Consider the following 13,983-nt stretch of genomic DNA (forward strand, 5'->3'; position numbering starts at 1 on the left):
GATACAAGATCGCGTTGCATTAGACAACATCGCGGGGTCCTTCTGGGTGTCGCTGTTGATCATGCTGCCGGTTCGCCCGGTGGTGGGCAAGCCGGGTCCGTCGGGCTCGTTCCAATCCCGCCTCGCGGTCTTTGCGGATCTGCTCACCACGGCCCGTGTGCTCGTCGTCCGGGGTCACGTATCCCACGCCGGCGTGCAGCCTGACGGTGTTCCAATGGACCTGTAACTGATCAAGTTCGGCGTGCAGCACGGCGGGTTGGGTGATCTTGAGCAGGTGCGGGAACTCGGCCTTGAGGTGTCCGAAGAATGTTTCGATCCATGCCTGGTCGGTCGGTGTGCCTGGTCGCCCGAAATGTACGGCGATCGCGTGCAGCGCCATGAATTCGCGGGTTGACCCGGACGTCATCTGCGGGCCGTTGTCCGACACTGCGAGCAGGATCGGGCGGTGTTCGTCGTCAACGGTCGGGTCGGCGACGGTCCGCCCGTCGGGGCGGTCGATCCGTGCCAGCACGTCGTCCATCAGACCCTCGAGCTCGAGCGCATCGGTGAATACCAACTGCACCTGGGTGGAGGTCTCCTCACCCGAGACGATGTGCGCCAGCCACTTGCGGGAAACCAGGTCCTCCACGATGGTGGCGGCCACTCCGGGGGCGGTGAAGTGTGTCGTGTCGTAGATCCAGATGGAGTTCGGTCGGTACTCCGCCCACTCCGGGAACGGCCGGCGATGCGACCGTCCCGGCCGTGGCAGTGGCCGGAAGTGCCTGTCGTGCAACGACAGAACCCGACGCACGGTAGATGGGGAGGCCCAGAACCTGTGCAGGTAGGAGCCGCGGTGCGCGAGCTTGCGGTGCGAACGGTCGATCTCGGCCCACTGCTCGAAGACTGCAAGGATCTCGGCCTCTTCGGCCGGTAACAACCCGTGCACCGGGGATCCGCCGGGTCGGCGGTCGACGAGCTCGCCGAGCCCCGCCCGGAGCATCCACCGGTGTGCCCGGACCCGGCCAAGGTCCAAGACGACCGCTGCCGCCGATACCGACCAGCCCTGCTCGACCGCCCGGTTGAGCAACTCGAGCAGGGCAGACTTGGTGGCCGCATCGACCCGGCGGGGAATGCGGCCACCTATTCCCAACCGCCTTTTCCCTCGACCAGCATCAGCTTCACGGCCATTTCTTTGACCGTTTCCGACAACCGCGCGATCTCCGCTTTCGCCGCGTCCAGTTCGACATCCCGGGTCCCGGGCTTGATACCCGGTCGGGACTCCGCCAGCGCTGGCAGAGCGCCATCCTTGGCGACCTGCCGGATCCGCACCACCGTCGACCGATCCACCTGCGCGGCGGCCGCGGCCTCCGCCATCGTGACCTCGCCGCGAATCACCTGCAGATAAATCTCGTACTTCTGCATCGGCGTCAGGAACCGCTTCGGCCGTCGCCCAGCCCGGTCCCTCGATCGACCTTCCTCGTCCATGGCCAGATCCTCCTCGCTCGGTCAACGACCCCACGAGATGCTGTCTGATACCAAGATCAATCTGTATCGCTAACTCAGGCGCAAACCAGAGCCGGTCGATCAGCACGGCGACGGCGACGTCGTCGCCCGCCGCCGAAGACCCTCGCCCCGGCGACCGAACGGTTTGTTGCTGGTGACGATCAGCGACGCCCTTCGTATCGGCGCGGAGACGATTTGCAAGAGCAGGTCGCCGTCTCGGATTCGAACGGGATGTACGCGACCTCATTGATCACGATCAGCGGGGTAGCAGACCAGGCGGACAAGTTCTTGTGGAAGTCGGCCCTTGGTGTGCGTATCAGCCAGAGTGTTGAACTAGTTGCTGTATCCCGGGAGGTTGCTGACGCACCCTGTAGCGGGGTTGGCCGGGTACGGGAAGGATCTCTCGGTGAGGCGTGAGGCAACCAAACACCACACGGCCCGGTCCCACCCTGCGCGGGTCAGATATGGCTGTCCGAGAGTGAAGACGTAGACAATTCTGCCGAGCAGTGTGCCAAGCACGGACTCCTTCATCGCATGTTTGTGCGGCCGAAAACCTAGCTGGGCCCTGGCTGTCTCGTGTGAGGGTGAGGTCGGCTGCAAAGCCAGCACGATCAGGCCGCCGACCACTGGGGTTAGCGGTTCGATGTGTTCGCTTTCCGGGCCGATGGGCAGAGCGAAAGCCCGGTTGACACATTTTTCAACAGGCTTGTGAAGTCTTGGCTTCCAGAGGGCCCAGTTGTAATAAACCAAAGGCCCGCGCGGTTACGGCAGAGGCAGCGCCGCCTTAGATTTACTTCGGTATGACGACCAAATCCGCTCTAATCAAACTTGACGCATTCATCTTCTTAACGTGACAGGCCCGCCTAAAACCCGCAAGACCTTCCGGATCCGCCGCTCGTGAATGCCCCACATCGAGCCGCCGTCCAGCAACCACAACAGGATCTCGCGGGAACCACGAGGTGCTGATCGCGCGAACTCGCAGGCGGCCGATCCCAAGATCCAACATTCTAAAGGGCCAGCACCCGCTGCGGCGCTTTTCACGATAACTTCAGCCTCGCCCGTATTCAGAGACTCTACCTCACGCGCTGCCCGTTCCAGGTCTCTAATTATCCAATACCTCTTTCCAAAATATCCGGAGCGCGAGATCGCCCATCGGTCCTGCTTAACCAATTCCAACCCCAATTCGCGACACCGTTCACCAGCTATGCGTCCGAGTTCCTCAACACGGACAGGAGAAACATAACGATTATACGAAATGAGGTCACTCGACCCTAGCGCAAGGCTTATCAGCTCGTCGCGCGCTGCGGTCCGTATCCTCAGGGATCGTCCGATCGCGACCCGAAGCTTGCAATGCTCGGCAAGTATGTCGACACAAGCCGGATCACCTAATAGAAGAAGGGCTCGCCCCAACGAAAGCCGCCGACCGCCTCGCCTCCTCGACCGGCTAAGGCGCTCATGAATCGCACTACGAAGCATCTTCCGCATCCCCGGCAAGCGTGGACCGGTTGCAAATCTTGTTACCTCATCCGTTACGGCGGTGATCAAGCGCACCCTGGGTGCGCCATTGGAAAGAAGCTCACCCACCAGATCGCGGAAATCCTTTTTTCGGAATTTCGCCGGCGCGTCTACCTCCGTGAGACGGAGAAGAGATGATAACGCAAATGTTCGCGTACCCACTAGGTACCGTCGCATAACCACATATCGTCTTAGCAGCTCCAAATAACGCTTGGCGTCGTATCTGTCGGCGGAGGCTTCGGCCAGGACCGTCACCACGGCCACATGGGCTTGGGGACGCAGCCACCACCTTCCGAGTGCGGCCTTAAGTTCGGTCAAACCAGCTTCGCGGCGGGCGAAGGGGGACAACGGTGGGCTGCTGAACCGCCACCGTGTCTGCTTCTTAATCGCTATACGAGTCAACTTCTGGACATCATGATCAGAAATCAATTTACCGTAACTAAGTAGCGCAGGAAAGACCAAGTCATTAACCCTATCGGAAGCCTTCAGAAGCGATCCAAGAATTTCAACCGCGCTCTTCCTTTTCTTGAGGTCCATGGCCAGCGCCATTCGGGCGATATTTGCGGTAGAGTCGTTCTGGGCCAGCCATGCCCACTCTGTAACCGGGAGTGTTTTGACAAGCGCGCGTGCAACCAGGTATTCGGCAAAGCTCAAATGGATCCATTGCAACTCATGCCCTTGTTCTATCAGTATGCCAGTCTCCGCCAAGTACTGCCGCAAGAACATCGGCCACTGTGGAACATCGTAGATCTCTGCAGGATAGTTGACGCGCAGCCAACTGTCGGCGATATCGTCTATTGGGCGCGAAGAATCGAAATACCATATGTGGGCGATATGGTCCAAAAGCTCCTCGACTACCTCGAAGAGAACGGCAACCATCTTACGATCTTCTCCGGCAACGACCATTAACCTATCCCGCAGAACGGCGTGGCTGTCCAAGCGATAGCGCCGTTCACTTAGCAACAATCGCATGAAGCGATCGTAGAGACCCAAGGTGTCCGTCGGTAATGCACGCTCGGGAGAGGCCTCAAAGACAATAGCTGCTATCGTCGCAAAAAGTGGCACTTGCACCACTTCAGCGATCTCTCCGACCGAGGCCTGCGCCAGGAAGCGATCGGTCATTTCCTGAGCCGTACTTGGCGACCTCACGTCGAACCAATTTCGCGCAAATTCTGCGAGCCCGTCTGGGTCGAACTGAAGCAAGTAACACGATTGCGCGCCGGCCGCTAAAATTTCTTTTAGTTCGACACTCTGCATTGGCCGGGTCGTTATAAGATAGCGCCAGCTGGAATTCTCCGAGCTGATGTGCTGAGCAAGCATTCGTGTGACGCCGCGACGTTCTTCTGGCAGTAGAATCTCATCGAGGCCGTCCACAAGAATTAGCCAGTCTATTCCGGGCGCGGGGCGGCGACTGAAATAGGAAGGTTCGACGGGGATCGTAAGGTGTGCGCCCAATTGATGATTGATGCTGTCAGAAACTGCCTCGGGTAACGCTCTCCCGGCCGCCAACGCTGCTGCGGCGACGCGGACGGCGAGAAACATCCCGTAAGGTGCAGGGCCCCGTCCGTTCTGCCACCAAGTCGCCGTCTCGGCGCAGATGTGCTGGACTGTGGCCGATTTTCCAGCTCCGGGAGCGCCGACCAATATTATGTCCCGTGATTGAGCCAAAATGTCCTGCATCACGTCCCGGCCACTGCTCCACGACGCATTCTGCCTGACATAGACTTGGCTAAGCGGGGGTACTGGGCCCTCCAACAGCCTGTAAGGGAGTGACTGTAAACCTAATTGTTGAGCACGAAGCAGCGATTTGAATTTGAGGAGCAGGGCTTGCAGCCACTCATCGTTGATGCGCCTGGGGGCCAGGATTTGGGTCAAAATTTCCTGTGGTAACTCCTGGAGTAATATTGGTGCTGGGATGATCCAGCCCCCCACTGCAAGGGCTTGTCCTTTGCTCGCTTTAACGATGCCAGCTACTAGGCCGGTGCGTTGGTTGACCACGTGGCATCCCGAGAGGCCAGCCACGACTTGGTCGTCTTTTATCCGAAGATACTGGCCTCCGGAACCGGCAGCCTCGACGCGGAGGCTATCAACGTGAGCCCCTGGCGAGGGCGTTTTTGTGCTGAATCCGTACGCGTCTAGGACGTCACCAGCGGTAGCTGGGTCCGTGTCGAACCAACAGACCGGATGACTTGGGGGCTCACTTAGGGCAATTACTGCAATGTCTGGATATGCCCAATACTCGCCGTCACCCCGGATGTCGGGCAGCCTAACCACGACGGTTCCTGCGATCGTGTGTCCCTGCCAGGTGATCGTAACCGAACTGGCTTGTCCCACGACGTGGGCACAGGTCATTACAAACTCGGGTGCAACGAAGAAACCGCTCCCCAGAAAGCGCTTGTCCCGGTGGATCTGCACGGCACAATTTCGCGCAACCACCTGAACGGCGGCCCCTCGACTCATTGGGCCTTATGGTTCCATTCCACCCGGACGATAATCGAGGCTTCTCCTGAAGCTTCCGCTAGGACGCTGACCAATTCACCAGTTTGTACTGCGAACTTCATTCCGAATTCGATTTCGACACGATCGGGCGGCTCGGGCAAATCTTGCAGCAGCTTTTCTTTTGTCCAGCGTGCGATTCGTCCGATGGCTGACTTAACAGCACTCAAGGTGAAGCGGTCCCACGCGCCGACATCGCCGCCTGCGACGGCCACCTCGGCCAATAAGCTGGTGCCGTCTCCCAAGTCGATCTCAACGATTTCGTTCACGCGACCCCACCCCAGATCTTGTGTCTCCCGACGCCAGTTGGCTGCTTGAGCCTAGTGTTGGCCGCCTACTGGCGCCACCGGTACTTGAATGAGTAGAGAAAGTCCTCACGGATCGACGCCCGTGGAACCTCGGGTGAGACAGGGGGTGGAAGCGCCGGCCAAGCGGTTCGCACCCGGGCAACACTGACCGCCTGCCTGCATCGGCGCGGCGCTAGCCTTAGCGATGCTGAACAGAAGGTTGACGCCGAGTGACCGAAGTTTGGCTACATCACTCATCGAACCGGACGAACTAGACGAACCCGTTCCCTTGGGAGCCGCGCGCTGCGCCGGGGGCGAAGAGCTGTTACTGGCCGTGCTCAACTGGTTCACTCGATCGGGTGCCATCGAGCCTGGTGCCCGGATAGGGAGGATGATGACGTTGTGGAGAGGTATGTCGGGATGCTGGCCCGCCCGCTGACGGGGCATTAGAGGAACACGTCTAGCGCAGCAGCCGGACTCAGCCGAGGACGTCCCACGTACAGCCTCCACCAACGTTCTGGGAAGAAGTCAACTGATGTCCAACGTCGCGCCTCCACAGCCCCCATTCGCACCGCCGGTGCCGCCGATGCCGGTCGGCAAGGTCAAGAAGCCGATCTACAAGCGCAAGTTCATTTGGTTCCTCGGCATCGTTGCTCTAATCCTCATCATCGTCGCTGTTAACAGCTCGAAGAGTTCCACAACGACGCCGGCAACTACCGATCCCAGTTCGTCAGATCCCGGAGCCGCTGCGAGCGAGCCTGGTATTGGCACATCTGTTCGCGACGGCAAGTTCGAGTTCGTCGTTAAGAGCGTGGAGAAGGGAACTCCTGAAATCGGGACAGCTCCACTGTCGACGAAGGCTCAAGGGCAGTTCGTGATCGTTAACGTGAGCGTCGCCAACATCGGCGACGAGCCGCAGTCGTTCTCCGGCAGCAACGCCAAGGCATTCGACAGCCAAGGTCGCGAGTTCACTGCTGATTCGTCCGCCGCCATCTACATGAAGGACAGCAACTCGCTCTACGTGCCGATCAATCCTGGCAACAAGGTAGACGGCAAGATCGTCTTCGACATTCCTGCTGGTGCAAAGCTGACATCTATCGAGCTGAAGGACAGCCCGTTTAGCGATGGTGTAACAGTCAAGCTCTGACCGATCCACATGGCCCAAGAGACCGCCCCGGGTTAGTTCAGACCGGGGCGGTCTCTTCTTTATCGCTCACGTGGAGCCGGGTCAATCGTCCGGTCTGCGAGGCAAGCCATCGCACTGGGGTACGCGCATGGAGTTATCAGTCACTGTCTGCCATCGAGCAATCTCTAACAGGTGTCTTGGTGGACTTGGATGCTAAACGCCAGGAATGATCGAGTGAACCATGCGGGCCTTACGGGTCCACGTGCCTCATCAGGAGGCAACATTGATCATCGTCTCAGGTGTTTTCCGGTGACGCCACTACCGAAATACCGCATGTCGCCGAAATGCAGACGCGCATGGTTCCTCGGTGGTCTTGGGTTATTTCTCGGGATCGTCGGTTTGTACGTGATCGTCCCGATCATGGAGCCTGGGTCCCTACCCCGAGACTTCGCCGCGTTCGACATGGCAGTCGCCGCTGGCCTCTGGTGGCTCATATACCTCGGCGTCTACGGCTGCGTGACGTTGGTCCTGGCGGCGAGGTTCAAACGACAATGGCCAAACGAGTCGGTCCAGCACTCACCGCAGCCCCAGCCCGAGGATTCACCGTGGCCTGCGCTCGACCCGCACCCCTACGTGATTCCCCTGCCGCCAAAGACCCCGCAGCAGTGATACCAGCCACACATAGCGTCACCTGCGCGGGCGTCAACAACTTGTGTCAGTCCCGCAATTTTTCCTTGGACAGTCGACGGTAGAATCGGATCGTGGCAGCCGACTCGTCCCAGGCGTTTGGGGAGTTGCTGTCGAGCCTGGAGCCAGACCGTATGCATCACTCCATCGCCGTGGGACGGAAGGTTAGTTCGATCGCGCACCTCGCGCCCGCCCGCCTGCGACCAGACCTAATTGTGGCAGGAACATTGCACGACATCGGCTACGGACACCCGACGTCAGGATTCCATCCAATCGACGGTGCTCGGTACCTTGCTGGATTAGGGTTCTCCAGCCTCGTTTGCCATCTGGTTGCTCATCACTCCGCCAGCTCGGATGAGGCGGAAGAGCGAGGCATTAGCGCTGCAGTGTTTGAGCAGTTTGCGGTCGATGATCCTAGACTCGGCGGCATGGAAAGCGTGGGTCGCGCTCACGCTGCGCTATGGTGGGCGGACTTGACGACAGGCCCCCAAGGCCAAGACATGGTAGTTGAAGATCGACTAGACGAGATTTGCGGTCGGTATGGCCCCGATGACACGGTCACCCGCTTCATTAATCGTGTCCGGCAAAAATTGATCAATGCAGGTCAATCGCCGATCGGATCGATCCAAGTTCCCGGTTGATCTATCGCCCACCGAATCCGGATTCTTTGGCTGCGGTCCATTGTCAGGCCGTCGATTTCCGCTAATGGAACCCATTGAACAATGCTAGTTTCTGAACTAGTGGTCGGCTCACCAGAGACATACTCTGCTCTATACACAATTGTGAATTCTTGACGTACCTCATCATTGCTCGTGTAGTGAATGACGTGTCGAGGGTCGGTATATATCCCAGCAACTCCAGTTAGTCTGACGTTGATTCCGGTTTCTTCGATTGTTTCTCGAACGGCCGTCATCGAGAGTGATTCACCCGGGTCGTGGGCTCCGCCGGGCATGGACCAGTTGCCGTTGTCGGATCGGCACGTGAGCAGCACTGCCCCGTCGCGGAGAACGAAGGCTGTTGCACTGGGTTTGACGCTGTTGGCCGGCGGCGCCGAGGGGTCATCGAAGTAGTCGATCCGCTTGCCCATCGGGTCAGGCTACCGGCTGATGACCGCCTCGCCAGTGGCCCAGACTCGTTCGTAGGCGCGGTCGTAGTAGTCGAAGAGCTGGCCGCCTGGTACGCGTCGGAGGTGCAGGACGGGTGAGCGGGCAGCGTAGGCGCCGTAGGTGTGGCTGTTGACCATCATGGAGTCGTCGAACCGGAACAGGCTCGCGTAGAGCACGGTGCGGTGGGTGCGGATCTGCACACCTGGAAGGTTGGCGACTTCGCTGAGGTATTCCAAGGTTGAACGGCAGCGCTCGGGGAGGGTCGGCAGGCCTTCTTCCTTGCCGCGTTGTCGGACGGCTTCGCATCGACTGTCACCGAGCAGTATGCGGAAGGAGGCGCCGGCCGCTGCTTTGGACCGGATGACCTCGATCAGGTCGTATGCCTCGACCAGGAACCCGCCCGAGTAGACCAAGACGTCGATATCGGAGCTGGCCTGGGTGAACAGTGCTTGCCATACGTCACCAGGGACGGAACTTCGGGTCGGCCACATGTGGACGAGTTCGGCCTCGGTTGTGTTCCTCGCCTGGTCCGTGCCGAGAAGCTTTGGCCAAAAGTAGGTCTCGTCCTGTCCCAGCACAGCGACGATTCGGGCTCGGGTGTTGGGATGTGGAACTCGGTCCTTGGTTATCCAGCGCTCGACCGTCTTTTCATCGACGTCCACGTGCTCGGCCAAGGCGGAGTACGTCAACCCGACAGCGAGCAGACCGTTTCGGAGCCGCTGGTTCGCCACGGACACTATGGTACATCAAAATGTCCCTAAAGATCCGCAGATTGCGGTTGAAGCGTCCTTAGGTGTCCATGATTCTTGGGATCCAAGCGCTTGTACAAGGTGAGCGCAATCCAGGGACCGCCGGTCGGCCCTCAAGCCGATCGCCGCACATGGGAGGAAACATGCAGTTCCGGGTGGACACGGACGGGATGACTTTCATTGTGGGTGGTATTCGGGGGGTGATGGATTTTGAGACGAAAGTTCCGGTGTTGGACAAGGCTTCGGGTGTGCCGCTGTTCGACGTGGATGTGATGGCGGTAGTGGCCGGCGAGCGGCCTGAGCAGTTGACAGTGCGGGTGATCGGTCAGCCGTCGGGGATTGAGATCGGCAGCCGGGTGCAGTTCCGGGACTTGTCGGCCCGGACGTGGGAGATGGGTGATCGGCACGGGGTGGCGTTCAAGGCGAGCCGGGTGGAACAGTTCGCGGCGGGCCGGTCGTCGGGTGAGGGCAAGGCGGCGTAGTCATGTCGTCCGAGCCGACCCTCGTTGACGAGCTATGGGAATCCATCGTTGCGGCAGTGATTGCGGCGGCGGTTGGCCTGTGGTGGCTACTGCGCCGGCCCTGGCCCCTGGGTGGCGCGCTGATTGCGATCGGCGTATTCGCTGCCCGTGCCTGGCTGGCCGGCGCCGTGGTCTTTACCGCGGTTCTCCTCGCACTGGCCGGCCTGCGGGTGCTACGGCCAACCCTGTTCGCCCGCTTGGTGTCTGGACCGTTGCGAAGTGCTCAGAACGGGTCACGGTATCGACGGGACTGGGGCCGGGTGATGGACCTGTGCGGCTTGACGAAGGATTTCGACGGGTCGATCCTGCGGCCGGCGCTGCAGCGCGTAGAGGTCGGATCGGTGTCGGACCGGCTGCAGGTGCGGATGGTGACCGGGCAGTCGATCGCCGACTACGAACGGGCCTGCCCCGAGCTCGCGGCCTCCTTGGGCGGGCATCTGGCGCGCGTGTGGGCCGACGAACCGGGCCGGCTCTGGTTGGAAGTGATCCGCGACGACGCGCTCGCTGATGTTGTCCCTGCTTCACTGGTCGCAGACACCGAGGACGTGGAACAGGTCACAGTGGGGGTGCGGGAAGACGGTCAACCGTGGCGGCTGCGCCTGCTCGGCACGCACGTGTTCGTCGCCGGCGTGCAGAGCGCCGGCAAGGGGTCAGTGATCTGGTCTGTGCTTCGTGGGTTGGCTCGCCCGATACGCACCGGGATGGTCCAGGTGTGGGCGGTGGATCCCAAGGGCGGCATGGAATTGGCCTTCGGGCGGCCGCTGTTCACCCGGTTCGCCTGCGAGTCGACCGCGGCAATGGTGGAGCTGCTGGAGGACGCGGTGACGGTCATGGATGCCCGCTGCTCACGGTTGGCCGGCCACACCCGCATGCACCAACCAACCTCGGTTGAACCCCTGGTCGTGGTGATCGTCGACGAGCTGTCCACGCTGACCGCGTACGAACCTGACACGAAGCTACGGAACCGGGCCACCGCTGCGATCTCGGCGCTGCTGGCCCGCGGCCGGGCAGCCGCCGTGGTCGTGCTGGCCGCAGCGCAGGACCCCCGCAAGGAGGTCGTGTCCTTCCGCTCCCTGTTCCCCACCAAGATCGCGCTCCGGTTGGACACGCCAAGCCAGGTGGACATGGTCCTCGGAGACGGGATGCACTCGATGGGCGCACACGCCGACCGCATCCCGGCCGGCCGGCCAGGGGTCGGTTACGTGACCGTGGAAGGGATCCGGGAACCGGTCCGGGTTCGGGCCAGCTATGTCACCGACGACGAGATCCACGCCCAAACCCTGGACTTCCCCGCCCCGACCGCATCGGCTTTGGCTGTTGATGGTGGTGATCGGTGATGACCGGCCTTGTCGGGACGACGTCCGCGGTGGTGGTGTCGACGGCGCGGGTGATGGTGCAGGACGGGCAGGTGGACGAGCCGACCGCGCGGGAGGTGATGCGCCGGTTGGTGTCTGCGAAGTATCGGCGGTGGCGACGTCAGGTCCGCGGCGCGGGGTTCTGTCACCGTCCGGTGCGGGTCACCGGGCAGCGCTATCGGGAGTCTGCGGGTGGCCGAGACGTGCTGTTCTCCACGGCCAGCGAACCGGACCATGCGTTGCTGATCCGCTGCGGGAACCGACGAGGCTCGGTGTGCCCGCCGTGCAGCCGCGAATACAAGGGCGACGTGTGGCACCTCCTACATGCCGGAACCGCCGGCGGCACCAAAGGAGTCCCGGCACACGTTGCCACCCATCCGATGTGGTTCATCACGCTCACCGGTCCTGGGTTCGGTGCGGTGCATGGTGCCGGGTGCGGGCGCGGGAGGGCAGGCCGAAGCGCCAGCGGAGGCCGGACCGGACGCGCTGGTGACCTGTGTGACCACGGCCGGGAACGGACCTGCGACCGGACCCACTCCAACGAAGACCCGGAACTAGGTGAACCGGTGTGCCCGGACTGCTACGACTATCCCGCGGCGGTGGCGTTCAACTGGCGCGCCCCGGAACTGTGGCGGCGCTTCACGATCGCCCTGCGCCGCCGGCTCGCCGCCGGGCTGGGAATGAGCGAGGCCGCGCTGGGTCGAACGCTGCGGGTCAGCTACGCCAAGGTCGCGGAATTCCAGCGCCGCGGCGTCGTGCACTTCCACGGAATCGTCCGCATCGACGGGGCCGGCGAGGATTACCCACCAACAACAGTTCCGGTTCCCGACGACGTGTTTGCGGCGGCGGTCCGGACAGCGGCCGGCGACGCGACGGTCGGGGCCAGCCTGAGCAAAACCCGCGTGACGTGGTTGGGCTTCGGCGAGCAGATCGACATCCGCCCCCTCCGCCAGCCCGCGGGGCTGCCCGACGACCCGGCGGCCGATCTCGACGAGTCGGATGGTCCGGTGACGTCGGGGATGGTCGCTGCGTACATCGCGAAGTACGCCACGAAGGCGGCGGAGGACTTCGGCCTGGACTCCACGGTCCGCACGGCGGCGATCGCGGAGCGGGCAGGTTTGCGGCCGCATGTGGCGGCGATGATCATGGCTGCCGAACGCCTGGCGGAGCTGCCGGAGTATGTGGGTCTGCTGCGGTGGGTGCACATGCTGGGTTTTCGCGGTCACTTCACGACGAAGTCGCATCGGTTCTCGGTGACCCTAGGTTCACTGCGTCAGGCACGTAGGGACTTTCGCGCCGCACACAGTGACAAGCATGAGCCAGAAGCGACTGACGCGGCAGCGATCCCCACCGATTGGCCGCATCCGGGGCCGGATCCGCAACCGGGCCTGTGGGACGACGAGACAGTCGGTCCATCGTTCGACGAGCACGAAGTGGTTCCGGTGGTGGGTGAGTGGCGGTTCCTCGGTCTGGGCTACACGACGCCGGGCGATGCGCTGCTGGCCGCCTACGAGCACGCAGACCACGTTGCCGCCCTTGAGTTCCTACGACAGGAGGCACGGACATGACCAGGGCGAAGACAACCCCGGACCAGAAAGGGGTCGGGTCAGCGGCGGTGCAGGCGGTGAACGAGGCGATCACGGCGGCCATGCAGGAGTTCGGCGACCGACACGGATGCCGGCCGATGCACTGGCACTTATCAGAGGTCAATAGCTTCTACCGGGGCGACGTGATCGGGTTCCCGGGTTTGAGCGAGGGTGACCCGCAGGACGGGGTGCGGATAGCCCAGCAGTGGGCGTCCCTGCTGGGCCTGGATGAATGGGTCAACGAGATGCCCGGCTACCGCTCATGGCTCGGTCTCGTGGGCACCAGCCGGGTCGAGATCTGGTGCAAAGCAACCACAGCCGGTGCGTCATGAGCAGCCGGCCCGAGCAGCAACTCGCCCTGTTCGGCTTGGCCAGGCCGACCACCGGCAAACGGCCGGCTCCCAAGTCCATCACCGAGGATCAATCGAACGAACCAGCTGAACAGGCTGCATCGACGCTGAGTTCCTCGACATCTGCTGCTGCCCCGACTGCGGCGCCGAATCGGTCGGGGCGTAGCGGGTCAAGGGTGCCCGCCAGGGCATCGCGGAGCGACGCGGCAGCGCCCTTGACGCGCGTAGCACCGACTGAACAATTCGCGCCCTCCGGGGCAGCACCGATCACAGGACGACAACCGAAGCGCTCCAACAGGAGATAGTCGCCCGCCATTTCGGCGAACCACATTCGAATCAATCAAGACCTGCGGGTTCGCGGGTGTATTCGGCGACGGCTCAACCGGGTCGCTGTCGAGGAAGGAGACACGGAGATGCACGTGTGGGACGGGGATCTGCGGATGCAGATCGTTCAGGTGGCGGCCCCGGTCGCGGTTGACACGTCGGGAGTCGGGAATTGGTTGCGGGACAATGCCGTCAAGATTCTGCTGATTGTCATCGGCCTGGTGGTCCTGATGGCGTCCCGGCGGGGCGATCATTCCCGGGTCGTGTCCACGGTCGGGTTGTCGCTGATCGGGCTGATGGTGCTAGGGATCGCGTTCTCGGGGTCCGCTTTGGATGTCGGGTACTGGCTCGCGAGGTTGCTGATCCCGAACCTGCAAGCACCGGCCTCGGGCGGGTGAC

The 13,983-nt window shown here is 62.0% G+C and carries 14 protein-coding genes and 1 pseudogene; 8 read left to right on the forward strand and 7 right to left on the reverse strand.

Annotated elements, in window-relative coordinates:
* Window positions 1-19: 19 nt before the first annotated feature.
* The 5 genes and pseudogenes from ACVBEQ_RS05525 to ACVBEQ_RS05545 form a co-directional block, all read right to left on the reverse strand.
* Entirely contained in the window at window positions 20-1,129 is a 1,110-nt protein-coding gene (locus ACVBEQ_RS05525) for a transposase (RefSeq protein ID WP_447152410.1), read from the reverse strand.
* Window positions 1,120-1,464, reverse strand: coding sequence for a hypothetical protein (locus ACVBEQ_RS05530; RefSeq protein ID WP_447152411.1), 345 nt, complete (start codon window positions 1,462-1,464; stop codon window positions 1,120-1,122). Before ACVBEQ_RS05530 ends, ACVBEQ_RS05525 begins: the two co-directional genes overlap by 10 nt.
* An 88-nt stretch (window positions 1,465-1,552) precedes the next feature.
* Window positions 1,553-1,806: pseudogene (locus ACVBEQ_RS05535) on the reverse strand (ATP-binding protein); the annotation flags it as partial.
* A gap of 513 nt (window positions 1,807-2,319) precedes the next feature.
* Complete coding sequence (locus tag ACVBEQ_RS05540) at window positions 2,320-5,457, reverse strand: NACHT domain-containing protein (protein ID WP_447152412.1); 3,138 nt, start codon at window positions 5,455-5,457, stop codon at window positions 2,320-2,322.
* Complete coding sequence (locus ACVBEQ_RS05545; protein ID WP_447152413.1) at window positions 5,454-5,762, reverse strand: CU044_2847 family protein; 309 nt, start codon at window positions 5,760-5,762, stop codon at window positions 5,454-5,456. Before ACVBEQ_RS05545 ends, ACVBEQ_RS05540 begins: the two co-directional genes overlap by 4 nt.
* A 553-nt stretch (window positions 5,763-6,315) precedes the next feature.
* Between ACVBEQ_RS05545 and ACVBEQ_RS05550 the strand changes: the two genes are divergently transcribed.
* The 3 genes from ACVBEQ_RS05550 (at window position 6,316) to ACVBEQ_RS05560 (ending at window position 8,234) form a co-directional block, all read left to right on the forward strand.
* Window positions 6,316-6,927, forward strand: a complete 612-nt coding sequence (locus ACVBEQ_RS05550; protein ID WP_447152414.1) for a DUF4352 domain-containing protein — start codon at window positions 6,316-6,318, stop codon at window positions 6,925-6,927.
* 288 nt (window positions 6,928-7,215) lie between these two features.
* Entirely contained in the window at window positions 7,216-7,575 is a 360-nt protein-coding gene (locus ACVBEQ_RS05555) for a hypothetical protein (RefSeq protein WP_447152415.1), read from the forward strand.
* A 152-nt stretch (window positions 7,576-7,727) separates the two neighbouring features.
* Window positions 7,728-8,234 (forward strand): HD domain-containing protein, encoded by a 507-nt coding sequence (locus tag ACVBEQ_RS05560; RefSeq protein WP_447152495.1) that lies wholly within the window; start codon window positions 7,728-7,730, stop codon window positions 8,232-8,234.
* Here ACVBEQ_RS05560 and ACVBEQ_RS05565 read toward each other — a convergent pair.
* Window positions 8,198-8,680 (reverse strand): NUDIX hydrolase, encoded by a 483-nt coding sequence (locus ACVBEQ_RS05565; protein ID WP_447152416.1) that lies wholly within the window; start codon window positions 8,678-8,680, stop codon window positions 8,198-8,200. The two genes, ACVBEQ_RS05560 and ACVBEQ_RS05565, sit on opposite strands and share 37 nt — an antisense overlap.
* Before the next feature lie 9 nt (window positions 8,681-8,689).
* Entirely contained in the window at window positions 8,690-9,430 is a 741-nt protein-coding gene (locus ACVBEQ_RS05570; RefSeq protein WP_447152417.1) for a helix-turn-helix domain-containing protein, read from the reverse strand.
* A 161-nt stretch (window positions 9,431-9,591) separates the two neighbouring features.
* On the opposite strand from ACVBEQ_RS05570, the gene ACVBEQ_RS05575 reads away from it, so the two are divergent.
* From ACVBEQ_RS05575 to ACVBEQ_RS05595, 5 genes are all read left to right on the forward strand, one after another.
* Window positions 9,592-9,930, forward strand: a complete 339-nt coding sequence (locus tag ACVBEQ_RS05575) for a hypothetical protein (protein ID WP_447152418.1) — start codon at window positions 9,592-9,594, stop codon at window positions 9,928-9,930.
* Window positions 9,931-9,932: 2 nt separating this feature from the next.
* Window positions 9,933-11,306: a hypothetical protein gene (locus ACVBEQ_RS05580; RefSeq protein ID WP_447152419.1), complete on the forward strand. Its 1,374-nt coding sequence runs from the start codon at window positions 9,933-9,935 to the stop codon at window positions 11,304-11,306.
* Window positions 11,306-12,892: a replication initiator gene (locus tag ACVBEQ_RS05585; protein WP_447152420.1), complete on the forward strand. Its 1,587-nt coding sequence runs from the start codon at window positions 11,306-11,308 to the stop codon at window positions 12,890-12,892. The genes ACVBEQ_RS05580 and ACVBEQ_RS05585 overlap by 1 nt, the downstream gene beginning before the upstream one ends.
* Complete coding sequence (locus ACVBEQ_RS05590; RefSeq protein ID WP_447152421.1) at window positions 12,889-13,242, forward strand: hypothetical protein; 354 nt, start codon at window positions 12,889-12,891, stop codon at window positions 13,240-13,242. The genes ACVBEQ_RS05585 and ACVBEQ_RS05590 overlap by 4 nt, the downstream gene beginning before the upstream one ends.
* A 431-nt stretch (window positions 13,243-13,673) precedes the next feature.
* On the forward strand, window positions 13,674-13,982 hold the full coding sequence (locus tag ACVBEQ_RS05595; RefSeq protein ID WP_447152422.1) for a hypothetical protein: 309 nt from the start codon (window positions 13,674-13,676) through the stop codon (window positions 13,980-13,982).
* The last annotated feature ends 1 nt before the right edge of the window (window position 13,983 follow it).

Source organism: Nakamurella sp. GG22 (assembly GCF_052976845.2).